Genomic DNA, 26,318 nt, shown 5'->3' with positions numbered 1-26,318 from the left:
CGGGCCGGATCGACCGGGCGTGGACATCGCCCCGTCGCCGCAGACCCGTTAGGCTCGATTACGGCTGCTGTCGACCACGGAGGAGATCCGCGTGCGAGCCGAAGGGTCCCGACTATCCGGAACGACCGAGGTTCCGGTCTGCTCCGACGGGGTGGTCACCCTGCGGGCACACCGGAGCGACGACATCGATCGTGTGGTCGGCTATGCCACCGACCCGCTGACCAAGCGCTGGACGAGCATGCCCTCGCCCTACGGGCGCTCCGACGCCGAGCGATTCATTGACGGTGCCCTGCGGGGGTGGGTTGACGGTGACGCCATGACCTGGGCGATCGAGCACGAGGGTCGGTGTGTCGGGAGCGTCGAACTGCGGGGGCCGGGGCGGATTGTCGAGGCCGGATTCGGCCTACACCCCGACGCCCGGGGAGCGGGTCTCGCGCGTCGGGCCGTGGTGCTCGCGATGACTTACGCGGCCGCCGAGCGAGACGTGGAGGTCGTGCGGTTCCATGCCGCTGAAGGCAATCTGGCGAGCCTTCGGGTCGCCCACGCAGCCGGCTTCACCCTGCTCGCGCGTCTACCGGGCTGGCTCGAGATGAACAGCCGCGTCGTTGACGCGTGGTGTGGCCGGTGGCATGCCGGCGACGACTTCGCACCGACATCGCGGTGGCATGCCACCACCTTCGACACCGAGCGATTCCGGTTGCGTCCTCTGGCGGAGAAGGACGACGAGCGGATCCGCGAGACGCTCGACGACCCGATCTCGCGCAAATACCTCTTCGAGCGACCCGATCCGCTGTCGGTCGAAGACGCAGCACGCGAACGCACCCGCAAGTGGTGGACCGCTGCGTGCGGCACCACCTGCACCTGGGCGGTCGCCGATCAGGCCACCGACGACTACATGGGCGATATCTCGATCTTCGCGATCGACGACGTGACCGGCGCCGAGATCGGCTTCTACACCCATCCGGCGTCGCGCGGTAAAGGTGTTCTGGGAGAAGCTTTCCCGGCGGCGGTACGCCACATCTTCGACGTCCTCGACATCCGTCGGCTGACCATGTTCGCCGCCGCCTCCAACGCGGGCAGCCGGGCGCTCGCCCGTAACGCCGGTTTCGCCGAGTTTGGCACCCAGCCCTTGGCCGCGAGTTCCGACGGCCATATCGAGGACCTCGTCGGGTACGAGCTCCTGCGGGAGAACTGCACACTCTGAGCGGTCCCGACTCGCGTCGCGCCGAGGTCTATGCCACCCACGCTGGACACCCCGCACCCCGTAACCTACGCTATCGTAAGTTACGGAGACGTAGCCGTGGGCCGGAGCGGATCGTCCCGACCGCGGCGTGAGGTGAGAGGAACTCATGGCGATCACCGACATTCCCGAATACGCCCACCTGTCGGAGTCCGACGTCGAGGCTCTCGGCGCCGAACTCGATGCCATCCGGGCCGACATCGAGGCGGCCCGCGGTGAGCGTGACGCCCGCTACATCCGCAACACGATCCGCTTCCAACGCGGACTCGAGCTTGCCGGTCGGACGATGATCGCCGGCTCGCGCAATCGTGGGTTGTGGTGGGCTGGAGCGGCCACCCTTGGCGTTGCCAAGATCGTGGAGAACATGGAGCTCGGGCACAACGTGATGCACGGGCAGTGGGATTGGATGAACGATCCCGAGGTGCACTCGACGACGTGGGAGTGGGACAACACCGACCCTTCGACGCATTGGAAGCACACCCACAACTACATCCATCACAAGTACACCAACGTGCTCGGCATGGACGACGACGTGGGTTACGGGTTGCTGCGCGTGACGCGCGATCAGCGGTGGCGGCCGTTCTACCTGGGCAACCTGGTGTACAACACCTTGCTGGCGCTGTTGTTCGAATTCGGCGTCGCCGCACAGCATCTCGAGCTCGGCAAGAAACGCCGTACCCCCGAGGCCAAGGAACAGTTCCGCCGGGATCTGGCGGACGTGGGCCGCAAGGTGGGTAGACAGCTCGCCAAGGACTACGCCGTGCAGCCGGCCCTGGTTGCAGCGGCGGCGGTGGCGTTGGGTGGCGACAAGTCGGATGCCGCAATGGCTTTCCGCAAGGCGGCGACCGCCGACGCGATGGCCAACGTCATCCGCAACCTGTGGACCAACGCGGTCATCTTCTGCGGACACTTCCCCGACGGCGCCGAGAAGTTCACCAAGCAGGACGTCGACTCCGAGACGCAGGCGCAGTGGTATCTGCGACAGATGTTGGGCAGCGCCAACTTCCGGTGCGGACCGGTGCTGGCATTCATGAGTGGCAACCTCTCCTATCAGATCGAGCATCACATCTTTCCGGATCTGCCGAGCAATCGGCTCGCCGAGATCGCGGTGCGGGTCCGCGCGCTGTGCGAGAAGTACGACCTGCCCTACACCACCGGTTCGTTCCCGCTGCAGTACGCGAAGTCGTGGCGGACCATCGCCAAGCTGTCGCTGCCGGACAAATACCTCTCGGCGACCGCCGACGACGCACCCGAGACCGCGTCCGAACGGCGGTTCAAGCAAAATCTGCCCGAGGGCACCCGATTGCACGCGACCGTCGACCCGTTGACCGGGCGGCGCCGCGGACTGCGCTCGGCGATCGCGTCCCTGCGCGAGCGTCGGCGGACCCGAGTGGGACGAGCGTCCCAGGTAGTCGAGCGTCGCGCGGCATGAGGCGGGCTCCCCGTCTCAGCGCTGCAAGCGCATAATGGACGCCGATGGCAATCACCGACATCAATGAGTACGCCCACCTGACCGACTCCGACGTGGACGCGCTCGGGGCCGAACTCGACGCGCTGCGTCGCGAGATCGAGGCCGACCGTGGGGTGCGCGACGTCACCTACCTGCGGCGCACGATTCTCGCTCACCGGGTCCTCGAGGTCGCCGGGCGTCTCGCGCTGATCGGCAGCCATCGGCGGTCGTGGTGGCTGCTGGGTACCGGCGCGCTCGCAGTGGCCAAGATCATCGAGAACATGGAACTCGGGCACAACGTGATGCACGGGCAGTGGGATTGGATGAACGATCCCGAGATCCACTCGACGACGTGGGAATGGGACATGGTGTGCGCGTCGCCGCACTGGAAGCACTCCCACAACTACATCCATCACAAGTACACCAACGTCGTCGGCATGGACCACGACGTCGGCTACAAGATTCTGCGGGTCACCCGCGACGAGCCGTGGGAACCACGACGCGCGCTACAGCCGCTGTTCAACGTCATCCTGGCGGCCACCTTCGAATGGGGCATCGGCCTGCACGACCTCGCGCTCAAAGAGGTCATCCAGGGCGAGAAACCCGCAGAGGTCGCGATCCCGCAGATCAAGGAGTTCGGTCGCAAGATCGGCAAGCAGGTCGCCAAGGACTACGTGTTGTTCCCGGCGTTGACCGGGCCTAATTTCCGGCACACCCTGACCGCGAATCTGACGGCTAATCTGATTCGCAACCTCTGGGCTTATGTGGTCATCTTCTGCGGTCATTTCCCGGACGGCGCGGAGAAGTTCACCGTCGACACCCTCGAGGACGAGACCCAGGGGCAGTGGTATCTCCGGCAGATGCTCGGCAGCGCCAACTTTCATGCCGGCCCGGCCATGGCGTTCATGTCGGGGAATCTGTGCTACCAGATCGAGCACCATCTCTATCCCGACCTGCCGAGTAATCGGCTCGCCGACATCTCGGTGCGGGTACGCGAACTGTGTGAGAAATACGACCTGCCCTACACGACCGGCTCGCTGTGGATCCAATACGGCAAGACGCTGCGCACCATCAACAAACTCGCGTTGCCGGACCGGTTCCTGCGCGACACCGCCGACGACGCACCCGAGACAGCGTCGGAACGCCGCTTCGCGGGGATCGACAAGGCGCTCGGTCTGCGCTCGGCCATCGCCGAGGCCCGGCGCAGGCGGCGGTTGCGCCGCCGCGCGCGCTAGACCACCCCGACGTCGCCGCGCAGCCGCCGCTGCGCGGCGACTCCTTGCACCGAGTGCTCGCGCTCACCGATCGCGAACACCGCCCACAGTGCGATGCCAAGTACTGCGGTGGCCGCACCCGTAGCGCACACCAGGTTCCAGCCGCCGACCTGATACGCCCACCCGCCGAGCGCTGAACCCGCGACCCCGCCGGCGAAGTAGGCCACCATGTAGGCGGTCGTCAGCCGAGAGCGCGCCTCGCCGTCGAGCGAGTAGACCGCGGCCTGGTTGGCGATCTGTAGGCCTTGCACGCCGAAATCGAAGACGAGCAGCGCGAGCATCAGCACCACCACCTGATGCGCACCCGCCCACAACAGAGCCCAGCTGAGAAGCTGGACGACCCACACGCCGTACTGGGTGTGTCGCAGGTAGCCGCGGTCGGCGAGTCTGCCGACCCGCGGTGCGGCCAGCGCACCGGCGATCCCGGCCAGTCCGAACAGCCCGATTTCGGCGTCGGAGAAGTGATACGACGAGCCGTGTGCTCCGGCGAGCAGGAACGCGATTGCCGTCCACATCGCCGAGAACGAGGCCATGTTCAGCCCGCCGAGAACCATCCGGTGGCGCAGGACGCTCTCCGAGCGGATCAATGTCACGATCGAGGCGAGTACTCGCGGATACGAGGTGCTCCTGGAGCGCTCGACCGCGGAATGTGGCGCCCGCCACCACACGGTCGCGGCCATCACCACTTGCATGGCCGCGGCGACGACGAGCACGGTGCGCCAGCCGCCCGCCTGCGCGATGAGACCAGACAGCACGCGAGAGAACAGGATGCCGACGAGTAGTCCGCTCATCACCGTGCCGACGACGGCGCCGCGTTCACTCGGCCCGGCCACCGCCGCGGCCCACGGCACGACCACTTGCGCTGCCGACGCCGACACCCCGACGGCGAACACCATGAACATCAGGACCGCGTAGGTGGGTGCGGCCGCGGCGATCGCCATTCCGATGCACGACACGACGAGCAACCCGCCGACGAGTCGCCGCCGATCCAGGAAGTCGCCCAGCGGTACAACCAGCGCCAGACCGATCAGGTAGCCGAGCTGGGTCACCGAGATGATCAGGCCCGCGGCTGTCGTCGAGACGTGGAGGTCGCCGCCGACCTCGTGCAGCAAGGGTTGCAGGTAGTAGAGACAGCCCGCCGAGGATCCCGCCGTCACCGCGAACAACAGCACGATCACCCGGCTGAGTCGGGTGGTGGGGGAGGAGGTCGTCGAGGTCATGTACCCATGGTGCGGTGCGGACGTCGTGAAGAACAGCGATAGATTCTGATCGCGGCATCTACATCAGAGATGATGGGCAGGTCGATGGTGGTGAGTGAGAGGGCGATCACGATGGAGCTACGACAACTCGACTATTTCCTGGCGTGCTGTGAACACGGCACTTTCACCGCTGCGGCACGGTCGATGCAGGTCGTACAGTCGGCGGTGTCGACGTCGGTGGCCAAACTCGAGCGTGAACTCGGCGCGCCACTCTTTGATCGCACCCCGACCTCGCTGGTGCTGACCGAAGCCGGGCACGCAGTCGTCGAACCCGCTCGCGCCGCGGTCCGGGCGCGCGCGGAGATCGTCGACGCCCTCGCGGCGCTGCGTGGCAACATCCGTGGCGATGTCGCGGTGGGCGCCCTGGTCAACATCGTCACCATTGATCTCGCGGAGGCGTTCGGGGCGGTGCATCGGCGGCATCCGGGCATTGCGATCGCGATGCGGCAGAATCCGCAAGGTAGTCAGGGCAACATCCGCGGGCTGCGGGATGGAACGCTGGATCTGGCGCTGCTCGGTGGTCCGGATCGCGAGATTCCTGGCATCACCGGGTACCGACTGGCGCGGGAGCCCATGGTGCTCGTGGCTCACCCCGACCACCGGTTGATTCGGGCCGGCGCCTTTACTGCCGCGGATCTTGCGGCCGAACGCACCATCGACTATCCGCCCGGCTGGGGTACCCGTGCGGTGACCGACAAGTGGCTTCCGCACCGGCGGTCGGTGATCGAGGTGGCCGATCAGAACTTCGGTATCCGATTGGCGCTCAACGATTTCGGTGTGACCTTGGTGCCCTGGAGCGTCGCCCATGACCATGCTGGTGCGGTTGGGGTGCCCTGCACCGACCGTGATCTCGACTGGGTTGTCTCGATCGCTCACTCCTCGGTGCGCTCGCCATCGACGGCTGCCCGGGCGGTGCTCGACATCGTCCGGGAGATGACGACACGGACCGACTGAGGCGCTGTGTGTGCGTCGTCGAAACGACCGGCATCGATCGCTCAGGCGGGTCGCGAGGTTGTTGGTCCCGATGGTTCCAACCCCGATGGTCGAGGTGTGAGGTGTGAGGTGTGAGGTGTGAGGTGTGAGGTGCGAGACCGCTTGCGCCAAGGCCGGTCTCGGCATTACCGATCCCCACCGGCCCCGCAGCGCTAGTCCGACTCGGCGGTCGCCGACTCCTGTTCCGGGTCGGTCGCGCCGCCGCCGACCGCGACCAGCAGGCGCCGCACCGCCATCGCCCGCCGATGCGACGCTCCGACGAGGTCGTCGAGCGCGCATTCCGGATCTGCGGGTGGACCGAGGTGGGTGCAGCCGCGCGGACAGTTCTCGATGGCATCGCGCAGATCGTCGAAGGCGTCGACGATGTCGTCGGCGTCGACGTGGGCGAGACCGAACGAGCGGATGCCGGGGGTGTCGATGACCCACGACCGTCGGCCTTGGTTCTCGGGACCTCGTGCGTCATCGGGATGTGGTGGCAACACCAACGCCACCGACGCGGTGGAGGTGTGTCGCCCCTTACCCACTCCCGAGACCACACCGGTGGCCCGTTCGGCTTCGGGTACAAGGCGGTTGACCAGGGTGGACTTGCCCACGCCGGAGTGTCCGATCAATGCGGTGAGGTGCCCGCGCAGCAAGCGCAGGACGTCGTCGAGTGGATCGTCACGACCGGCGCGCACGATGATCAGGTCGAGTCCGTCGAAGGCACTGGTGAACTCGGTGGGGTCGGCCAGATCGGACTTGGTGAGACACAAGATGGGTTCGAGCCCACCGACATACGCCGCAGCGAGGGCGCGTTCGACGAATCCGGTCCGGGGTGGCGGATCGGCCATCGCTGTGACGATCAGGAGGCGATCGGCGTTGGCGGCGACGATGCGCTCGTACGGGTCGGTGTCATCGGCGGTGCGCCGCAGGACCGTTCGCCGCTCGTCGACTCGCACGATGCGAGCCAGTGAATCAGGCTTCCCGGTCAGGTCGCCGACCACCCCGACGTCGTCGCCGACCACGATCGGGGTGCGGCCGAGTTCACGTGCGCGCATGGCCACCACACGACGATCCGGATCGCCATCGAGTACGCAACCCCAGCGGCCCCGATCGACCGAGACCACCATCGCCGACTCCGCATCATCATGTGCCGGACGGGTTTTGGTGCGCGGACGACTACCCTTGCCGGGGCGGACCCGGACATCGGACTCGTCGTAACTGTCCGCGCGACGGCTCACGGATGCCCGATCATCTTCTGCCACATACCTGGAAAGTCCGGCAAGGTCTTCGAGGTGGTCTCGATGTCGTCGACGGTGACCGCGGGCACGCGCAGGCCAATGATCGCGCCCGCGGTGGCCATCCGGTGGTCGGCGTAGGACTCCCAGTGCCCGCCGTGCAACCGGGCCGGCCGGATGATCAGGCCGTCGTCGGTCTCGGTGACATCGCCGCCAAGGCGCCCGATCTCGGTGGCCAGTGCGGACAGGCGATCGGTTTCGTGGCCGCGCAGATGGGCGATGCCGGTCAGCCGGGACTCGCTCTCGGCGAGAGCGGCCAGTGCCGCGATCGTCGGTGTCAGTTCGCCGACCTCGCGCAGATCGCGGTCGATGCCGGTCAGTCGAAGCGGTCCGCGCACGGTAAGCGCACCGTCGAGAAGTTCAACTTTGCAACCCATCTCGGCGAGGATCTCGGCGATCTGGGCGCCGGGCTGGGTGGTGATGGCAGGCCAGCGTGGCACACTGACCGCGCCGCCGGTCGCGGCGCCCGCGGCGAGGAAGGCAGCCGCGTTGGAGAGATCGGGTTCGATCGCCCAGTCCACCGCACGGATCGGCGACGGATCGATGTGCCAGGTATTCGGTTCGTCGACAACGACTTTCACACCGGCGCTCGCGAGCATCGCAATGGTCATCTCGATGTGGGGCATCGACGGAACCGGACCTCCGACGTGCCGGACGGTCAGCCCCTCGTCGAATCGTGCGCCGGTCAGCAGCAACCCGGACACGAACTGCGACGATCCCGACGCATCGATCGTGACCTCGCCGCCGCGAGCCGATCCGGTGCCCACCACCGCGAACGGCAGGGAGTCACCCTCGACGGCGACACCGAGGTCACGCAGGGCGTCGAGGATCGTCGTGAGCGGTCGCTGACGTGCTTGCGGGTCGCCGTCGAAGTCGACGGGCCCAGAGGCCAATGCGGCCATCGGCGGGACGAATCGCATGACGGTGCCCGCGAGCCCGCAATAGAGGTCGGCGCCATGCATGGGTCGCGGTTCGATGGCGATTGTTGTCGGCTCGGCGGCGTCGACCCGGATGCCGATACCCAGACTGGTCAGAGCGGCGAGCATGAGGTTGGTGTCGCGGCTTCGTAGCGTGCCGGTGAGGGTCGACGGGCCGTCGGCGAGCGCGGCGAGCAGCAACGCTCGATTGGTGATCGACTTGGACCCGGGCAGGTCGACGGTCGCGTTCACCGGCCCCGACACGACGGGCGCATTCCACGTGCTCATGCGGTCCAGTCTGTCATGGGGCCTGCCACGTCCGATCCCGTCCCGGTCAGCGGTTGTCCAGACGCAGGGGGTGCGTCGGCGGGACCTCGACGATGATCAGTAGCCGACCGTCGGTGTCGCGCACATGCATCTCGATCAGGCCCCACGGCTCGGTGAGCGGTCCGCGCTCGATGGTGACGTGCGCCGACCGCAGCTCACGTTCGGCGGCCCAGACGTCACGTACTTGCAGCCACAGTGCGCCCGGCGGTTCGATGGTGGTGTCGAGATCGGAACTCATGTGCCCGGGGACTTCGATCAGGCCGTGACCGGCGTAGAACACGATGCCTCCCGGGTACTCTCGGGCTACGGCGAGGCGCAGTTGATGACGGTAGAAGTGCTGTAACGATTCCGGGTCTGGTGAACGGAGCAGGACGCGGCTGCTGAGGACCTCCATGGCTTGTGTCTACACCGCTACCGATCGGTCTTACCGGACAATATGGCCGGCGCGTCGCCCGGGGCAGGGGCGGTGGGAATCATTGGCCTTCGGTGGTGCCGCCCGACCCGCCGATCGCGTGGCCGCGGTTGAGGTCGCGGCCATGGCGGGCTGCTTCGTAGATCGCCTTCTCCCGGGCGATGCGATCGGTCTCACCGATCGGCTCGGCGTCTCCGAAGGCGAAGGCGGATTCGTGCGGGTACTCGTGCGGGAAGTCCGGGTCGTCGATTTCTTCGGGCTGCGGGCTGTTCATGGGACAACGATACGGCTGTGGTCTGGCGCCGTCGCTGGAGTGCCGCTCGCGGGTTCTGGCGGACCGTCGACGACGAGATCGTTCATCGTGCGGGCGCCCCCCACCCACGTCCCGATCACCACGGCGATGACGGTGACGGCGAGGCCTGCCGGCTGCATCAGTACCGCGACGCTGCGCCCGCTACAGACCGCCCAGAGGCGCGTGAGCGGCACCAATCCGGCGGACAACGCTGCTTCCACGAGGGCGAACACATCCACAACGGCCCGCGGTAGAAAACCCACGCCATCGATCACAGCCGATGCGATGGACATCTGCGGGCGACCTTCCTCAGTCGTCACGCAAGCAATGTTGGTTCGCGGCAAACTCGGTGGCCTGTGGTCGAACGACGTGGCGGCCCGCCTGGGTCCTGCGACGCACCACGACAGGCTTACCCGGATACGAACCGACAACAGCGATCACCGCTGTCTCGGTCGCCGGCGCCTACGCGAACCGCTCGCCGGTCTGCGGATCGAAGAGTCGATAGCCGAGCGAATGCATAACGTCGATAATGGCGTTTGCATGCTCGTTCTCGAATCCGTAGCCGATGAACTCGACCATCTGACTGCCGATACCTGCATCGAACGCCGGCGCCGCGTCGGGTTCGGCTTCGGGGGGCTGCAGTATATGTCCATCCCAGGCCCAGCCGGGAAGGGCGTCGGCGACCGCGCGTACGACTCGTTCCCGATCCACTGCGGCGACCTCGTTGACCGGTTGTTGGTCGCACAGTCGTGCGTACACGTCAGCGGGATCGAGGTTGTCCCCGCCCACCCAGAACGCCAAGTTGTAACTCACTCTGACGACTATGCCCCTCGGGTGCGGACAGTTTCTAGTCCAGCGCTCGCGGCGAGAGTCACCTCCGGAGGGCACGACTCATCGTAGGAGCCCTCCCGAGGCCGGATCAGCGTAGTGGTCTCCTAGGGTGTGTCGCCCAATTCCCTTTGCGGGTCTTGGCGGCCCGATTGCGCCCTGGCAGCGTTGTCGTCGGTCACGATAGCTGCCGCTATGCTTCCTCCTCCGCCTTGCCAGAACGCAATCGTTCGCGCCAATCCCTCGCAGGAGAATTGGGAGAAACACCCTAGCTCCGCGTGGAGAACATCCCGCCCGTCTTGTCGTCCCATCGGTCCAGTAGTGCGGTGACCTTCGGGTCGCCTTGGGCGCGAATCCACTCGCACAAGTCCTGTGGCGCAGAGGGGTTGGTGACGATGAACCGGTGGAGACCGGCGTCGTGCTCGGCGAGAACACGCAGCGCCGCCGGGTCGGTGTCGGGGTCGGCGGCGGCGAGCGCATCCCGCGGATCGAAGGCGCCGTACCGCGGTGCGTCGGAGCCGGAGAGTCCGTTGGCCTCGACCACCTCGATTTCACCGGTGTTGTGATAATCCACCGGATCGGGTGAGGTGCTGCGCCAATTGAGTAAGAGGTTCAACAGGATTGCGGTGATGGCGCCCGCGGAGATCCCGGAGTGGAAGATCGTCTGGAACCAGTCCGGGAACTGGTGATACAGGTCGAGCGACACGGTCACTTTGTTGTCGTTGGTGTACGACAGGCTCGCCTCGCTCAGCATCGCGACGCCCACCGAGATGGCGACCACCAGAATGTTGGTGTTGTTGAACTTCACCCGGGACAGCGTGCGGACACCACTTGCGGCAACCATGCCGAACAGGGCGACACCCGCGCCGCCGAGGACGGGCTGGGGGATGCCCTCGATGATCGCAGCCATTTTGGGGAGCAGGCCGAGGACCACCAGGATCGCGCCCGCACATGTCGCGACATGTCGGGTCTTGACGCCCGTGATCGCCACCAGGCCGACGTTCTGCGCGAAAGCGGTGTAGGGGAAGGTGTTGAAGATCCCGCCCAGGACGCTGCCCACGCCGTCGGCCCGCATGCCGTCGGCGAGTTTGCGCGGTGTGATCTTCTTGTCGACGATCTCGCCGACGGCCACGATGTCGCCGGTGGTCTCGGTCATGATCACCAGGGCGACGATGATCATCGCGATGACGGAGCTGACGTCGAAGCTCGGCACGCCGAAATAGAACGGCTGCGGTACAGCGATCCACGAACTCTTCGCGACACCACTCCAATCGGTCAAGCCGAAGGGGATCGAGATCAGGGTGCCGAGGACGAGTCCCACGAGCACCGACACCCGCTTGATCGCTGCCGGCGCGAACCGTTCGAGCAGGATGATCAACAGCAGGGTGCCGAATCCGAAGGCGATCGATTTGGGTGCGCCGAAGTCCTCGCCTTTGCTGGTGCCGCCGCCGAACCATCCGGCGGCCACGCTCATCAGCGACACCCCGATGATGAGGATGATCGTGCCGGTGACCAGTGGTGGAAAGAACCTGATCAGCCGACCCACGATCGGCGCCACCACGATCATGAACACGCCGCAGGCGATCACCGAACCGTAGATCGCGGTGATGCCGTGGTTGAGCCCGATCGTGATCATCGGCCCGACCGAAGCAAACGTGACGCCCTGCATCAGGGGCAGGCGCACCCCGAACCGCCAGAACCCGACTGCCTGTAGCAATGTGGCGATGCCGGCGACGAACAGGTCGGCGGTGATCAGGTGGACGATCTCGTCCGAACGCATCTGACCGGCGCCGGCCATCGCGCCGCCGACGATGAGCGGCACCGCCACGGCACCGGCATACATCGCCATGACATGTTGCAGTCCAAGCGGGAAGAGCTTGGTCAGCGGCGGGATGTCGTCGACCGGATGGTCGGCGTCGCGGCCGCGTGTGATGGTGTCAAGAACTGTCATGAAGACTGTCTACGAGTCTGAGATTTCTGATTCGACGCGATCGTGTGTCGACGGTGTTTCCGGCAGAATATATTGATATGGCAGCACAGACTCCGCAGCTCAGCGCCGGGTTACTGATCCATCGGAACACCGCACTCGGCGTCGAGGTCCTTCTCGCCCATCCGGGTGGACCGTTGTGGTCGCGCAAGGACGACGGAGCGTGGTCGATTCCGAAGGGGCTCGTCGAGGGCGGCGAGGAACTCCTTGTCGCCGCCCGTCGCGAATTCGCCGAGGAGATCGGTCAGACGGCACCCGGCGGTGAGGTCATCGAACTCGGTCAGGTCCGGCTCAAGAGCGGTAAACGACTCGTCGCCTTCGCGATCGGCGGTGACCTGGACGTTTCCGTCGTCACCAGCAACACCTTCGAGATGCCCTGGCCGCCGCGGTCCGGGAAGACCCAGTCCTTCCCGGAGATCGACCGCGCCGAATGGTTGTCACCCGACGACGCGCGCCGCAAGCTCAATCCGGCGCAGGTCGCCTTCATCGACCGGTTACTCGAGCACCTCTCGCCGAAACCTTGACCGTCGCCCGCCCGGTCGGCGCGCCGCCTGTCAACGCGGCAACGCGGTGTCGGATTTCTCCGCACCCGACTGGTCCACCTGATAGCGGATGAGCCGAGAACTGTTGGCCACCACGGCTACCGACGACGCATTGTGCAGGATGGCCGCCAGCACCGGGGACAGCGCGCCGCCGGCACCGACGATCAGCCCGATCGCGTTGACGGCGATCGACATCGCGTAGTTCTGCTTGATCACCTGCAGGGTGTGCTCGCCCAGCTCGCCCACCGCCAACAGCATGCGCAAATCGTCTGCGGCCAAGGCGATGTCGGCGGTTTCAACGGCTACGTCGGTGCCGGCCAAGCCCATTGCGATGCCGATGTCGGCGGCGGCCAGTGCGGGTGCGTCGTTGACCCCGTCACCGATCATCGCCACCAGATGACCTTCGGATTGCAACTCGCGGACCGCGGCGAGTTTGTCCTCCGGAAGTACCTCTGCCCGCCAGTCGTCGATACCGAGTTCGACGGCGATCGCCGCAGCGGTCGCCGGGTGATCGCCGGTGAGCATGGCGATCCGCTCTATTCCCTTGTCCCGCAAACCGCTGAGCACCTCGCGCGCCTCGGGGCGGACCTCGTCGCGCAGACTCACCAGGCCGACGAGGGTGCTGTCGACGGCGAGCAACAGTGGTGTCTCGCACTCGCTGCGGAGCTTGTTCACCCACTCGATCGCGTCGGTGGACAGTGCAACCTCGTGGCGAGCGAACAGGGTGGGGCTGCCGAGTAACAGGACGCGACCGTCAGCGGCGAAGGTTCGCATGCCGAGTCCGACGATGACCTCACACTCGGCGTGGGTGGGGATCTCGATCCGACGCTCGGTCGTCGACCGTATCACCGCTTGCGCCAAGGGATGTCGCGAGTGCATTTCCGAACTCGCCGCATGGGCCAGGACGTCCTCGGGTGAGAAGTCTGGGTGGAAGGAAATGACGTTGGTCACCACCGGACGGCCGGTCGTCAGCGTGCCGGTCTTGTCGAAGACCATGGCGGTGATGCGGCCGGCCGCCTCAAGATGAGAGCCGCCCTTGATCAGTATTCCGCGGCGGGCGCCGTTGCCGATGGCGCCGCTGATCGCGGTGGGCGTCGACAACCCGACCGCGCAGGGACACGCGACGAGCAGCATGGTCATGGCGCGGCGTAGATCGCGTGTGACGAGCAGGGTGGCCGCCGACAGCAGGAACGAGGCCGGGACGAAGCGGCCCGAGAACTGTTCGCCGACAGTCTGGATGGGCGCCCGATCGTGCTGGGCCTCCTCGACCCGGGCGATGATCCGACCGATGGCGGTGTCGGTACCGACCGCAGAGGTGGCGATCACCAACCGTCCGCTGACAACGACTGATCCGGCTTGCACAGTGGCACCGACCTGCGCGATGACGGGCAGATTCTCACCGGTCAGCGCGGACTGGTCGATCACTGCCTCGCCCTCGAGTACCGTCCCGTCGACGGGGACGGCGACATGATCGTGGACGACGATGACGTCACCGACCGCCAACGAATCGACGGGCACCGACACCTCGGTGCTGTCCTCGAGCCGCAGCCATGCCGTGTCGGCGTTGCCGCGCAACAGATCCGAGATCGCGCGCCGAGTGCGACGCAACGTCAGATCCTGGAGAAATTCACCGATGTTGAGTAACCACAGGACGGTCAGCGCGACGACGTTCTCCCGCAACAACAGACTTGCCACGGTTGCCGCCGACACCAGCGCATCGGTACCTGCCCGTCCTCCGCGCAATGACCGCAAAGCGCCCCTGAGGAATGGATAGCCGGAGAAGACGGTGATTGCGGTGGCGACCGTGCGCGACGCGGGACCGAGCATCGGAGGTTGGCGGAATCCGTAGCGCCGCAACCCCAGAAGGATCAAGGCTCCCGCGCCGATGCTCATCCGCAGGATGTCGGAATTGGTGACGTCGGCCGAATGCGGCGTGGCACGGGTAATCGACGTCAGATCGGTGTCCCGCCCGGCGGCGATCGCGCGATCGATGGCGCCACGGTCGGTGTCGCGGCGATACCAGACGACGACCGAGCCGGTGCGTGGATACATGTGCACGGCGCGAACCCCAGCCACTGCGATCACCGCATCCTCTACGGCGACCGCGCGTATGGCCGAGGTTCCGCGCAGGGCATCGACGACCAGGCGCAGACGGCCCGCGGCGTCGGACCGCACATTCTGTTGCACGGCGGTCAGTGATCGTGGTTGTGGGGCTCGGCCATTCCCGGGGGACTCGCTTCCTCGCCGATACGGTCCTTTGCCTCGGCCACGATGTCGGCGGTCCGCAGGCGCGCGTCCTCGGCGATAGCCTCAGCTCTCCGGGTACCCAACAGGCCCCAGGAGGTGACCACCACGGCGCCCTGCCGCAGGGGCGCCTTGGCGATGGCCTTGCGGGCGACGTCGTATGCGACCGCGCCGACGAGGCCGGTCGCGACCGTCGATCCGGCTTTGGTCAGGAAGCCGTGTAGTGCCATCTCGATCCTTTCGCGGCCAACTCGATGAGTTGCCCAATTAATGGAAACGATTGCCGGGAAGCTTGAGTCTACGTCGAGCGCGGGCTCTCGGCGAGTGGACACACGCCGACCCGGGGATCGGTTGGGTGGCAGCAATGGACGAATGTTCTACATTGATCAATGTGCCATTGACAAATGGCATAATGAGTGATCCCATCTCTTGCGTGATTCACACCTCACGACAGTCGCAATGTGCCGCGTGGCTGACTCGACGCACATTGCGGCCGTTCGCCGACGCCCTGCCCCGCGGCGTCCTCGCAGTACATGTCTCCCGTGCCATTGTCGCCACGGCCATGCTGCTCGGGTCACCGCCGCCCTATCGGGTCCGCGTCGATGCCCTGTCCACCGGCAGCTTCCGCGGAGAGTGGGTCTATGCCCCAGGGTCGCAGACGTCCCGGCGCGTCATCCTCTACGTCCACGGCAGTGCGTATTCGATCTGCTCGGCGCGCACGCACCGCGGACTCGTTGCCCGGCTCGCGCATCTCACCGGGATGCCGGTGTTCAGCGTCGATTACCGACTTGCACCCCAACACACTTTCCCTGCTGCCGCCGACGACGTCGAGGCCGCCTACGCTTGGCTGCAGAACATCGGCTATCGACCCGAGAACATTACCGTCGCAGGTGATTCGGCAGGCGGTCACCTCCTTCTCGATCTGCTCGCCGAGAATGTGCGACACCGGCGTGCGCAGCCGCGGGCGATGGTCCTGATGTCGCCGCTGGTCGATCTCACGCTCGAACTGGCCCGCCGGCAGGAACGCGAGGCCGGACCCGATCCATTGATATCGGCTGCCGCCGCGCAGCGTCTGGTCGATCACTACACCACCGGCCATCCGGCCGACATGCCTCGCCTCGCGTTGGCACTCGATCGCGCGGACGATCTGCCGCGGACACTGATCCAGGTCGGCGGGGCAGAGATGCTCCTCGGCGATGCACGGGCCGCGCACCGAATGGTCTCCGACGCCGGTGGGGACAGCGAACTGCAGATCTGGCCCGGCCAGATGCACGTCTTCCAGGCGCTGCCGACGATGATCCCCGAAGCGGGCCCAGCCTTGGCGGCCGCCGCACGGTTCATCACGGAGTGTTCGGAACCTCGCGGCAATGCTGCGCCGATGAACAGTGCCACCGAACACGCTGATATGGAAAGGTATGCCACGACATGACATCTCGACGATCACAGGGTGCCCGTGCCGTCGTCACCGGGGCCGGTAGCGGCATCGGGCGCGCTTTCGCTCTCGAACTCGCGCGCCGAGGTGGCCGCATCGTCTGTGCCGACATCGACATCGATCGGGCCGAGGAGACGGTTGCCATGATCGACGCAGACGGGCGCGGATCGGGCATTGCGCTGTTGTGCGACGTCGCCGAGATCGACGACATGCGCACCCTTGCCGGCCGCGCACCGGATCTGCTCGGCGGCCCGACCACGTTGATGATCAACAACGCCGGCGTCGGCATTGGCGGGCGCTGCGTCGGCAGTATCGGCCTCGATGACTGGACCTGGGCCCTCGACATCAACCTGCGTGGAATGGTGCTCGGGTCGGAACTCTTTCTGCCCCAACTACGCTCGGCTGGCCGCGGTGGTCTTATCAATGTCGCCTCGGCCGCAGCGTTCTCCGCGGCGCCCGGGATGGGTGCCTACAACGTCGGAAAAGCGGGGGTACTGGCACTCTCGGAGACCATTGCTGCGGAGTTGTCGGGAACGGACCTCGCGGTCACCGTGCTGTGCCCGACATTCGTGAAAACCAATGTCGCCGTGGATGGTCGGATCACCGGCGACGCGATGAAACTCGCGCAAACCCTGATGCGGTATTCCGGGCGGTCGGCGGAGCAGGTCGCGCGCGCGACCCTCGACGCCAACGACCGCGGACGGCTGTATGTGGTACCTCAACTCGACGCCCGAGCCCTCTGGCTGATGAAGCGACTGTTTCCGCGGACCTACACCTTCGGAGCGGGTCTGCTGCATCGTCTGGCCCCGGCGATCGCTGCCGTGGACCCCGCGACACTCGAGCCGCAGGTGCTCGAACCCGGGGCGCCGGAGCACAACAGCCTGGCATCTGATGCGGAAATCGACTCTGCACCAACACGAATCGTAGAAGGAGTGTGACATGCCGATTGTTCTTGAGGACATGCTGGAGACCATCAAGGATCGCCAGTGGGCCCTGGCTGACATCGACTGGGACGCTCCCGGTGCCGAGTTGATCACCGAGGAGCAGAAGCCAAAGCTCAAGGCGTTCATGGCCGATCTGGTGTGGATCGAGAATGTGGGCGCCCGCGGGTTCGCGGCGTTGGCGAAGAAGGCGCCCGACGAGACGCTCGCGGAGATCTACCGGTACTTTCACGCCGAGGAACAGAAGCACGCCAACGCCGAGCTCGCGCTGATGCGGCGGTGGGGGATGCTCGAGGACGACGAGGTCCCCGAGCCGAACATCAACATCCGGCTGGCCATCGAATGGCTCGACACCTTCGCCGACCGCATGTCATTGTCGGTGCTGGGCACGGTCATCCCGATGTTGGAGGTCGCCCTCGACGGAGCGCTACTGAAGTTCTTGCTCGAGGAGGTCGATGATCCGATTTGTCATGCCGCGTTCCGGAAGATCAACGCCGACGAGTCGCGACATCTCGCCGTCGACTTCCACGCACTCGATATGATCGGCAACGCACGCTTGCGCAGCCTGCTGGTCCACACCGTAGGCACGGTGGCCTCGCCGGGACTCATCATCGGTGCCCTGACCTACGTGCCCCTGCTGAACAAGATGCGCGACAATATCGTCGACATGGGACTCTCGGAGGATCGGCTCTACGAAGCGATCAAACGGTTCCGCAAGAACGGCGACCGGGGCCGCGGCACCCGGCTGCTGACCTACCAGGTGCTCAAGTACCACGCCGGCTGGGTCATCAACCGTGACAGTCCATATCACTACTTCGCCGACGCGATGGTCACGCTGACCGACATCTATCCGCGCTTTCTCCTGCGGTCGCAGCCGAGTTGGTCGAAGGAACTGACCTACGAGCCGATCGCATGAGCGCCGTTCACCAGGACCCGCACACGCCTGCTCCCGATGCCGCCGGTCTCGATGCCACCACCGTCATCATCGGGGCCGGTTTCGCCGGGATCGGCACCGCGATCCGGCTCCTGCAGCAGGGGCGCGATGATTTCATCATCTGTGAACGCGACGTCCGACCAGGCGGAACGTGGCGTGACAACGTCTACCCCGGGGCGGCCTGCGACATCCCGTCGCGGCTCTACTCGTATTCCTTCGCGCCCAATCCCGACTGGTCACACACCTATTCGGGAAGTGAGGAGATCCTGGCGTACATCGCCCGGATGATCGCCGACCACAATCTCGAACGGTTCATCCGGTATTCGCATCTGGTGACCGGGCTGGAATTCGATGAGGAGTCCGGCACGTGGCGCGTGGACCTGGCCGATCGGGAGTCGCTTCGCGCACGCGCGGTGGTCGTCGCGTCCGGCCCGCTCTCCACTCCCGGCTATCCCTCGATCCCGGGTATCGACGAGTACACCGGTCACCGGATGCACTCGGCGGCGTGGGACCACGACTACGAGTTCGCCGGCAAGAAGGTCGGGGTGATCGGCACCGGTGCCAGTGCGGTGCAGCTGATCCCGGAGTTGGTGCGTGCCGGCGCCGACGTCACGGTGTTCCAACGCACTCCCGGGTGGGTGCTGCCGCGAGCCGACCGACGGATCTCCTCGTTGACCAGGCGGGTGTATCGGACGGTGCCGTACTCACAGACGGTGGCACGTCAACTCTGGTACCTCGGGCACGAGTCCGTCGCGCTCGGCGCCGTGTGGAACACGCCGTTCACCCGGGTCATCGAGGGCGTGTCGAAAATCAATCTCTTTGCCCAGGTGCGTGATCCGTGGATGCGGCGACAGCTCACCCCGGACTTCCGGGCCGGTTGTAAGCGGTTGCTGATGACCAGTGACTACTATCCTGCGCTGCAAGCCGACAACTGCACCCTGGTGACGTGGCCGATCGCACGGATCTGCGAACACGGCGTGCGGACCGTGGAGGGGATCGAGCGACGGTTCGATGCGCTGGTCTTCGCGACCGGATTCGAGGTGTCCAAGCAGGGATCTCCGATTCCGATCCGCGGCCGTGACGGTCGGGTGCTCGCCGACGAATGGTCCGGTGGCGCATATGCGTACAAGTCGATCGCGGTGTCCGGTTATCCGAATCTCTATTTCACCTTCGGTCCGAACTCCGGCCCGGGGCACAATTCGGCGCTGGTGTACATGGAGGCACAGATCGATGCGATCGTCACCGCCATCTCGCTGATCGTCGACCGCGGATTGCGGTTGCTCGACGTGCACCGACCCGCCCAGGATGCCTACAACCGGTCGATCCAGAAACGGCTGGAGAGCACCACCTGGAATTCCGGTTGCCGGAGTTGGTATCTCACCGAAGACGGGTTCAACGCCACCATGTATCCGGGGTTTGCCGCGCAATACCTCGCGCAGATGCGGGGAATCGATTTCTCCCGGGACTTCCGTGCGGCGGCACTCGATGAAGCGTGGTCGCCGGACGCGAGCCGGGATTCGTCGATGGTGTGATCGGTACTCTCCTCGACCGATGCCGTCGGGTCGAGGCGAGTACCCGATCCGGATACGCGGCGGTTCGGTCGTCGCCGGAGGAATGCTGACGAAGACGGCGCACCACCCACCCGCACAAGTGCTCGCGCGCGCATCCGGCCTCGGCGGCGACGCGCGCAGGACGCGGTTGCGGTCCGGGACGAGCGGAGTCGGCACCCCGAGGCCGCCGACGGATCAGTGTGGCGGCGCGGCGGTGGCCGATCGCGTTGAGATGCCACCCATCCGGCGCGTAGCCGAGGGCTTGCGCCGCACGGCGGGATCGACAACACCACCAGCCGTGCGCGCCCGGCTCCTCGAGCCCATCGTCACCGATCAGGTCGACGCGGTCCTGTCGTTGCCCCGCCGTTCAGAGGTGATCATCGTCGGCGACGGGTGACGGTACAGGTCGGTCCCCCGCGCGGGATGTGGGGCCATCGGGTTCGTCGCCGACTCCTTCGGTGAAACGTGCACCGACCGTCGCCTACCGCACTGCCTGCTTTGACCTTTCACTCGTTCGGGTCATGGCGCACCGGGCGTCATGGGTACGCGGACCTACGTGACGGTGATGCCGCCGTCGACCGCGAGAGTCTGGCCGGTGACGTAGCCGCCGGCCGGGGAGGCCAGCCAGACCGCCGTCGCGGCGAGCTCCGCCGGATCACCGGTGCGGCCCAGCACGACGCGCGGCATTTGTGAGTCGAGGTAGCCGCCCTTGTAGCCGTCGGTCATCTCGGACTTGAAGAATCCGGGGGCCAGAGCGTTGACGCGAATACCCTTGCGGGAGCCCCACTGTTGGGCGAGATCGCGGGTAAGGCCCAGGATTCCGGCCTTGCTCGCTGCATACGCGGCCTGCGGGAGCGAGGCGGTGGTGATGCCCAGGATGGACGAGATGTTGATGATCGAGCTGCCCGGCTGCATGACTCGGCCGGCCGCCTGCGCCATCCAGTACGAGCCGCTGAGATTGACGTCGATGACGTTGCGAAACTCCTCGGGTGTCTCCCGTGTCGCCGGCACCGCGGTGCCGATGCCTGCGTTATTGATGAGCACATCAATGTGGCCGAAAGCCTCGATCGCGGCGTCGATCACGTTCTGGCACGACTGCGGGTCGGCGACATCGGCGGTCACCGACAGAGCCTTGCGTCCGGTGGCCTCGACCTTGGCCGCCGTGTCGGCCAGGCGGTCGGTGCGGCGCGCGGCCAGGACGACGTCGGCGCCGGCCTCGGCGAAGGCGATGGCGAACGAGACGCCGAGGCCCGACGAGGCGCCGGTGACGACGACGACCTTGTCGGTCAGGGAGAACATATCGAGGACGGACACGTTCGGAGCTCCTTTGTGGTGGTCGGTCTGTGCGGTGATCGATGGCCGGTTACAGCCAGGCTGGATCGGTGTCGAGGGTGGTGCGGTCGAGTGCGGTCAGCAGCTCGAATGCCGGCCCGGTCTTCGGCAGTTCGTACCGGTAGAAGTATTGTGCCGCAGCTCGTTTGCCGTCGTAGAAGTCGCCGGTCGAGGTGCCGACCGCAAGTAGCTGCTCGAGCCACATCCAGGCGATGACGATGTGCCCGGTGGCCTCGAGGTAGGCGGTCGCGTTGGCCAGGGAGACAGCCACGTCGCCTGCCGACCACACGGCGACTGTGGTCGCGACGAGTGTGTCGAGTCGGGTGCGCAGTGCGGCGGCGTACTCGGCGAGCGCCGGATCGGCCTCGGCTCGGGCGATGGTGTCGCCGATGGTCTCGGCGAGCAGGGTCAGTCCCGCGCCGTCACGCATGACGACCTTGCGTCCCAACAGGTCCAGGCCGTGGATGCCGTGGGCGCCCTCGTGGATCGGGTTCAGTCGATTGTCGCGGTAGTACTGCTCGACCGGGAATTCGCGGGTGTAGCCGTAACCGCCGAGGACCTGGATGGCCAGGGAGTTGGCCTCGAGACACCATTGCGACGGCCAGGATTTGGCGATCGGGGTCAGCACGTCGAGAAGCAGTCCGGCGCGGGCCTGCTCGGCGTCGTCGCCGGTCTGCTGGAGGTCGACGAGCTTGGAGCAGTACAGTCCCAGCGCGAGCGATCCCTCGACATAGGACTTCTGCGCCAACAACATCCGCTTCACGTCGGCGTGTTCGACGATGGGGACGGGCTTGGCGGTGGGGTCCTTCTGGTCGACCGGACGTCCCTGCGTGCGTACCTTGGCGTATTCCAGGGATGCGAGGTAACCGGCGTATCCCAGTGAGGTGGCGAGGAATCCGACGCCGATGCGTGCCTCGTTCATCATGTGGAACATGTAGGACAGGCCCTTGTGCTCCTCGCCCACCAGGTACGCAACTGCTCCCGGAGCGGGGTCGGGGGAGTGGGTGCCGTCGCCGAAGTTGAGCAGGCAGTTGGTGGTCGCCCGGTTGCCCATCTTGTGATTCAGCCCGACGAGTGCGACGTCGTTGCGGGTGCCGTCGGGGAGATATTTGGGCACGATGAACAGGGAGATGCCCTTGACGCCGGGGCCGCCGCCGGGGGTCTTGGCCAGCACGAGGTGGACGATGTTCTCGCCGAGTTCGTGGTCGCCGGCCGAGATCCACATCTTGGTGCCGGTGACGCGGTAGGTGCCGTCGGCCGCGGGGATCGCCTTGGTGGTGATGTCGGCGAGCGAGGAGCCGGCCTGCGGTTCGGACAGGCACATGGTTCCGAAGAAGCGGCCCTCGACGATGGGTCGGACCCAGGTGTCGATCTGTTCGGGTGTGCCGTATTCGGCGATCAGGTTGGCGTTGCCGACGCTGAGGAAGGTGTAGGACGACATCGCGGCGTTGGCTGCCTGGAACCATGCGGCGCTGGCCCGGTTCACCACCGTCGGCAGTGCCATCCCGCCGAGTTCTTCGTCGAAGGAGCCCGCGACGAGCCCGGCCTTGAGGAATTCGTTGATGCCCGAGGTGATCTCGTCGGGCAGGACCACGGTGCCGTCGTCACCGACGTAGGGCTCGTGGGCGTCGCCGAGTGCGTTGTGGGGCGCGTAGCGCCGGGTTGCGATGTCGGCGGAGAGTTCGAGGACCGCGTCGAAGGTCTCCCGCGAGTGCTCGGCGAAACGCCGACGTTCGGTGAGCTTTACGACGTCGAGCCATTCGTAGAGCAAGAACTCCAGGTCGCGACGGGACAGCGGTTCGGCCATGACGCTCCATTTCGTCCGGTGTGCAGCCAAGCACTCGCTCATTTTGTGAGCACTTGCTTATACTGCCTGGTGTGGCGGTTCGCCGTCAACATCGGCGGGCCCTGAGAACCGGGAGGTGAGGTGATGGCGTCGGTGTATGCCACCGAATCGGCTGCGGCGCAGCGTATCCGTGCTGCCGCCATCGCGTCGTTCGCCGAGTTCGGCTATGCGGGGACCTCGACCCGGCAGATCACCGCGCGACTCGGGATGAGCGCGGCGGCGATGTACCCGCACTTCCGGTCCAAGGAGGAGTTGCTGTACTCGATCGCGCTCGAGGGCCATCGGGCGGTCAACGACGCGATCCGGGCGGCCGACGAACCGACCGCGCCGTACTCGGACCGGTTACGTTCGGTCGTCGCGGCCTTCGCCGAATGGCAGGCGCGTCATCACCAACTGGCCAAGGTGGTCCAGTATGAGATGCGGGCGTTGCGGCCTGAGCACTTTCGTGCGATCGCCGAGCTACGGCACCAAACGACGGCGATGCTGACGACGATCATTGCCGCAGGGGTTCAGGCGGGTGAGTTCCTCGCCGACGACGCCGACGACGTAATACTCGCGATCTCGTCGCTGTGCGTCGACGTGTGTCGGTGGTTTCCCAGCCGTACTCACCGCGATCCGGTGCAACTCGGTGTGGCCTACGCGCGGATGGCCGCACGGATGGTGCAGGCCGACGAGACTTCCGATCACCGCTCGCGGCCGGGGAACGGGGTGTAGTGGCGGCGTGCCGCAGTCGCCACTACCTCGATGAGCTGGGCCTTGTCGAGTACCGCGGGGGTGCCCGCGCTGACCGATCGCAGGTAGACCTCGCAGAGCCACTCGAGTAGTTCGATGTGCTCGCATGCGGTTTCGATGTTGCTGCCGACGGCGATGGCACCGTGATTGCGCATGAGTGCGGCGGTGCGCTCGAAGAGGGCCTCGTTGATACCCGTGCTCAGTTCGGGGCTGCCGAAGACCGCGTACGGCGCCACGCGCACCGAACCGCCGAGCATGGCCGCGGTGTAGTGGATCGCCGGGAGTTCGTCGACGATGTTGCCGACGGCGACCGATGCGATCGGGTGTGCGTGGGCGACAGCGGCGGTTGACGAAGTGCGGTAGATATCGAGGTGGATCCGCAGTTCGGAGGTCGGGCGGTACGGCGTGGGAACGGCGACGGTCCCGTCGAGATCGACCACTACCAGCTGCTCGGGCGACACCGAATCGAGTCGGCAGCCCGACGGGGTGACCAGTACCTGGTCGCCGAGGCGAGCCGAGAGGTTGCCACCGGTGCCGATCGCGTGGCCCGCCGAGGCGAGTTGGTGGGCCGCCGCGCAGAGGTATGCGCGCTGATCGTCGATGTCCACTCCTTGACGGTAGCGCCTTTGTGCAGTTCATGGCAGGGATGTGAGGCAGTTGCAGACGGGGGGCAGGCGCGGCCATCCCGTTGCGCGCTGAGGTCGGTGAATGTCGGCCGGGCGTCAGGTGACGATCCCGAACTCCTTGATCTTGCGGTAGATCGTGGCGCGGGAGATGCCGAGCGCATGTGCCGCAGCCGCTTTGCTGTTGTCGTTCTCCTCCAGACTGCGCACGATCGCATCACGTTCGAGCGCCTCGATGCGGGTGAGGGTGTGCCGACTTGTGGTCCGGCATCGTGGCGGGAGTTGGCCGACGCCGATCACCCCGGAACGCTGATGGGTGACCACCTCTCGTAGCGTCTGGCGCAATTCGGCCACGTTGCCGGGCCACCCGTACTTGCTGAGCTGGGTCATGGCGTCGGAGGCCACAGTGAGCTCCCGCCCACGGGTGAGTTGGCGCAGCAGGGCAGGTACGAGATCGTGGAGGTCCTCGATGCGGTGCCGCAACGGCGGCAACTCGACGGTATGGCCGAAGAACGGCAACAACATGGACGCGGCGTCGGCCGAATGCAGGGCGGTGGTGACGCCGAGCCAGCCGGCGTACTCCCGCCCGGGCAGCAGGTCGGCGATTGCGGCTTGGGTATGGGCGGGCACCCGGTCGAGGTCACACAGGATGATGCAGAACCCTTCGCGGTCGAGTTCGGTGGCGAGGGCGTCGAGGGTCTCGTCGGTGTCCGACCCGGAATCGGGGTCGGCGTCGAAATCGTCGGCGGTAAAGATCCGCGTTGTCGACGGTTGGTAGCGTTCTGCCGCAGCGCGCAGCAAAGCCGTACGGCCGGAACCGCTTTCGCCGGACACGGCGATCCACTGACCAGCCTGGACGTGCCCGGAGACTCGTGCGCAGCACTGCCGCCACGACGAGCTGCGCCCGACCACACCGGGCAACGAGGCGACGGGGCGCAGCGGGGTGGAGGCGGCAGGTGTGGGCGCGGAATCGAGGAGATGGACCCGGAACACCGCGATCGCGGTGTCGGAGTCGTCGTGCTCATCGACCGGTGATAATCGAGCGACCCGACCGCTGGGCAATGTGCTGACGCGATTCGCCGACATCCGGTCCGGCGACTGGTCGACGGCGTGTTCGAGGATTGCGAGTTGGTCGCCGGGATCGATGCTGTGGCGCAGTCGACGGTTCATCAGGACCACGTCGCCGGAGATGGCGAGCACCATCGCCTGCGGGGCGCGCCGACAGGTGGCGAGGTAGGCGTTGAGCAGCCGGGATTCCCGTTCGCTGGCCTGCGAGACCATGCGGTGCACGATCTGCGAGGTGGCGGATTTGGCCAGGGACAGCAGTAGCGTCGAAGGGTGTTCGTCGTCGGACGGACAGGTGAGGTCGAGCGCTCCGACGACCGCCCCGGAGATGGGGTGCACGATCGGCACCCCAGCGCACGACAGCGGGCCAAGACATCCGGCGTAGTGCTCGGATCCGCGGACCAGGGTGGGCTGTCGCGTTTCGAGTGCGGTCCCGATGCCGTTGGTGCCGGCGTGCTCCTCGCTGTAGCTGTACCCCGGGGCGAGACTGACATCGTCGAGCATCTGCTGCAGGCGGCGACTGGCGGTGGTGCGCGAGAGCACGACCCCGTCGGCGGAGGTCAGGATGATCGAGACCGGCTCGGTGGACAGATCGTCGGCGAGCTGGCTCAGGATCGGCCGGGCCGCACTGACCAGCGGGCCCTCGAGGTTCGGTTCGCGGACGAACGGCAGCTCGAGACGATCCGCGTGGACGTTGAACGCACGCGAACGCTTCCACGACGTCGAAATCGAGTCGCGGACGGCATCATCGAGCGCGTCGTTGCTCAGGAATTTCTCCCGGGCTCGGGCGATCGCTGCGGTGGACATGGCTGCTGGTGGTG

25 protein-coding genes are annotated in these 26,318 nt (G+C 66.2%); 11 read left to right on the top strand and 14 right to left on the bottom strand.

The features are described from left to right. Nucleotides 1–91: 91 nt before the first annotated feature. The 3 genes from EF294_RS10670 to EF294_RS10660 all read left to right on the top strand — a co-directional run bounded on the left by EF294_RS10670 (nt 92) and on the right by EF294_RS10660 (nt 3,925). On the top strand, nt 92–1,204 hold the full coding sequence (locus EF294_RS10670; RefSeq protein ID WP_123929355.1) for a GNAT family N-acetyltransferase: 1,113 nt from the start codon (nt 92–94) through the stop codon (nt 1,202–1,204). Between the two features lie 145 nt (nt 1,205–1,349). Next, nucleotides 1,350–2,672, top strand: coding sequence for a fatty acid desaturase family protein (locus EF294_RS10665; protein WP_123929352.1), 1,323 nt, complete (start codon nt 1,350–1,352; stop codon nt 2,670–2,672). A 44-nt stretch (nt 2,673–2,716) separates the two neighbouring features. Then, complete coding sequence (locus EF294_RS10660) at nt 2,717–3,925, top strand: fatty acid desaturase family protein (protein ID WP_123929349.1); 1,209 nt, start codon at nt 2,717–2,719, stop codon at nt 3,923–3,925. On the opposite strand, the gene EF294_RS10655 is transcribed toward EF294_RS10660, so the two are convergent. After that, a complete protein-coding gene (locus EF294_RS10655; protein ID WP_123929346.1) occupies nt 3,922–5,184 on the bottom strand; it encodes an MFS transporter in 1,263 nt (420 codons plus the stop codon). The two genes, EF294_RS10660 and EF294_RS10655, sit on opposite strands and share 4 nt — an antisense overlap. A gap of 90 nt (nt 5,185–5,274) precedes the next feature. Between EF294_RS10655 and EF294_RS10650 the strand changes: the two genes are divergently transcribed. Next, complete coding sequence (locus tag EF294_RS10650) at nt 5,275–6,177, top strand: LysR family transcriptional regulator (protein ID WP_246007802.1); 903 nt, start codon at nt 5,275–5,277, stop codon at nt 6,175–6,177. 191 nt (nt 6,178–6,368) lie between these two features. Here EF294_RS10650 and rsgA read toward each other — a convergent pair whose 3' ends face one another. From rsgA to EF294_RS10615, 7 genes are all read right to left on the bottom strand, one after another. Beyond that, entirely contained in the window at nt 6,369–7,436 is a 1,068-nt protein-coding gene (rsgA, locus tag EF294_RS10645) for a ribosome small subunit-dependent GTPase A (RefSeq protein ID WP_123929343.1), read from the bottom strand. Beyond that, nucleotides 7,433–8,698 carry a 3-phosphoshikimate 1-carboxyvinyltransferase gene (gene aroA / locus EF294_RS10640; RefSeq protein WP_123929340.1) on the bottom strand — a complete coding sequence of 422 codons (1,266 nt, stop codon included), beginning with the start codon at nt 8,696–8,698 and terminating at the stop codon, nt 7,433–7,435. The genes rsgA and aroA overlap by 4 nt, the downstream gene beginning before the upstream one ends. 46 nt (nt 8,699–8,744) lie before the next feature. Next, nucleotides 8,745–9,131 (bottom strand): VOC family protein, encoded by a 387-nt coding sequence (locus tag EF294_RS10635; protein ID WP_123929337.1) that lies wholly within the window; start codon nt 9,129–9,131, stop codon nt 8,745–8,747. Nucleotides 9,132–9,210: 79 nt separating this feature from the next. Then, a complete protein-coding gene (locus EF294_RS10630) occupies nt 9,211–9,423 on the bottom strand; it encodes a hypothetical protein (RefSeq protein WP_123929334.1) in 213 nt (70 codons plus the stop codon). Then, entirely contained in the window at nt 9,420–9,761 is a 342-nt protein-coding gene (locus tag EF294_RS10625) for a hypothetical protein (RefSeq protein ID WP_123929331.1), read from the bottom strand. The genes EF294_RS10630 and EF294_RS10625 overlap by 4 nt, the downstream gene beginning before the upstream one ends. A gap of 142 nt (nt 9,762–9,903) precedes the next feature. Continuing rightward, nucleotides 9,904–10,254 (bottom strand): hypothetical protein, encoded by a 351-nt coding sequence (locus EF294_RS10620; protein WP_123929329.1) that lies wholly within the window; start codon nt 10,252–10,254, stop codon nt 9,904–9,906. A 283-nt stretch (nt 10,255–10,537) separates the two neighbouring features. After that, complete coding sequence (locus EF294_RS10615) at nt 10,538–12,220, bottom strand: nucleobase:cation symporter-2 family protein (RefSeq protein ID WP_123929326.1); 1,683 nt, start codon at nt 12,218–12,220, stop codon at nt 10,538–10,540. Between the two features lie 77 nt (nt 12,221–12,297). Between EF294_RS10615 and EF294_RS10610 the strand changes: the two genes are divergently transcribed. After that, nucleotides 12,298–12,780: an NUDIX hydrolase gene (locus tag EF294_RS10610; protein ID WP_123929323.1), complete on the top strand. Its 483-nt coding sequence runs from the start codon at nt 12,298–12,300 to the stop codon at nt 12,778–12,780. 30 nt (nt 12,781–12,810) lie between these two features. Here EF294_RS10610 and EF294_RS10605 read toward each other — a convergent pair whose 3' ends face one another. Both EF294_RS10605 and EF294_RS10600 read right to left on the bottom strand, forming a co-directional pair. Then, nucleotides 12,811–14,973, bottom strand: coding sequence for a heavy metal translocating P-type ATPase (locus EF294_RS10605; RefSeq protein ID WP_281275998.1), 2,163 nt, complete (start codon nt 14,971–14,973; stop codon nt 12,811–12,813). 17 nt (nt 14,974–14,990) lie between these two features. Beyond that, a complete protein-coding gene (locus EF294_RS10600; RefSeq protein ID WP_123929318.1) occupies nt 14,991–15,272 on the bottom strand; it encodes a DUF1490 family protein in 282 nt (93 codons plus the stop codon). Nucleotides 15,273–15,454: 182 nt separating this feature from the next. Between EF294_RS10600 and EF294_RS10595 the strand changes: the two genes are divergently transcribed. Genes EF294_RS10595 through EF294_RS10575 form a run of 5 tightly spaced genes read left to right on the top strand, consistent with a single transcriptional unit; the run spans nt 15,455 to nt 20,296 of the window. Then, entirely contained in the window at nt 15,455–16,471 is a 1,017-nt protein-coding gene (locus tag EF294_RS10595; protein ID WP_123929315.1) for an alpha/beta hydrolase, read from the top strand. Further along, a complete protein-coding gene (locus EF294_RS10590) occupies nt 16,468–17,412 on the top strand; it encodes an SDR family NAD(P)-dependent oxidoreductase (RefSeq protein WP_123929312.1) in 945 nt (314 codons plus the stop codon). The genes EF294_RS10595 and EF294_RS10590 overlap by 4 nt, the downstream gene beginning before the upstream one ends. A 1-nt stretch (nt 17,413) precedes the next feature. After that, on the top strand, nt 17,414–18,331 hold the full coding sequence (locus EF294_RS10585; RefSeq protein ID WP_123929309.1) for a ferritin family protein: 918 nt from the start codon (nt 17,414–17,416) through the stop codon (nt 18,329–18,331). After that, nucleotides 18,328–19,881 carry a flavin-containing monooxygenase gene (locus EF294_RS10580; RefSeq protein WP_123929305.1) on the top strand — a complete coding sequence of 518 codons (1,554 nt, stop codon included), beginning with the start codon at nt 18,328–18,330 and terminating at the stop codon, nt 19,879–19,881. The genes EF294_RS10585 and EF294_RS10580 overlap by 4 nt, the downstream gene beginning before the upstream one ends. 19 nt (nt 19,882–19,900) lie before the next feature. Beyond that, nucleotides 19,901–20,296, top strand: coding sequence for a hypothetical protein (locus EF294_RS10575; protein WP_123929302.1), 396 nt, complete (start codon nt 19,901–19,903; stop codon nt 20,294–20,296). A gap of 155 nt (nt 20,297–20,451) precedes the next feature. Here the strand turns inward: EF294_RS10575 and EF294_RS10570 are convergent, their stop codons facing one another. Beyond that, nucleotides 20,452–21,213: an SDR family NAD(P)-dependent oxidoreductase gene (locus EF294_RS10570; protein ID WP_123929299.1), complete on the bottom strand. Its 762-nt coding sequence runs from the start codon at nt 21,211–21,213 to the stop codon at nt 20,452–20,454. A gap of 49 nt (nt 21,214–21,262) precedes the next feature. Next, complete coding sequence (locus tag EF294_RS10565; RefSeq protein WP_123929296.1) at nt 21,263–23,038, bottom strand: acyl-CoA dehydrogenase; 1,776 nt, start codon at nt 23,036–23,038, stop codon at nt 21,263–21,265. A gap of 123 nt (nt 23,039–23,161) precedes the next feature. On the opposite strand from EF294_RS10565, the gene EF294_RS10560 reads away from it, so the two are divergent. Next, entirely contained in the window at nt 23,162–23,791 is a 630-nt protein-coding gene (locus EF294_RS10560; RefSeq protein ID WP_123929293.1) for a TetR/AcrR family transcriptional regulator, read from the top strand. Here the strand turns inward: EF294_RS10560 and EF294_RS10555 are convergent. Together EF294_RS10555 and EF294_RS10550 are read right to left on the bottom strand one after the other, a co-directional pair. Further along, a complete protein-coding gene (locus EF294_RS10555) occupies nt 23,761–24,417 on the bottom strand; it encodes a class II aldolase/adducin family protein (RefSeq protein WP_123929290.1) in 657 nt (218 codons plus the stop codon). The two genes, EF294_RS10560 and EF294_RS10555, sit on opposite strands and share 31 nt — an antisense overlap. A 114-nt stretch (nt 24,418–24,531) precedes the next feature. After that, on the bottom strand, nt 24,532–26,304 hold the full coding sequence (locus EF294_RS10550; RefSeq protein WP_185091030.1) for a sigma-54-dependent Fis family transcriptional regulator: 1,773 nt from the start codon (nt 26,302–26,304) through the stop codon (nt 24,532–24,534). Nucleotides 26,305–26,318: the final 14 nt, after the last annotated feature.

The sequence above is a fragment of the Gordonia oryzae genome (genome assembly GCF_003797185.1).
In the GTDB taxonomy this organism is placed as follows: domain Bacteria; phylum Actinomycetota; class Actinomycetes; order Mycobacteriales; family Mycobacteriaceae; genus Gordonia; species Gordonia oryzae.
This window is presented reverse-complemented; position numbering and strand designations above follow the sequence as displayed.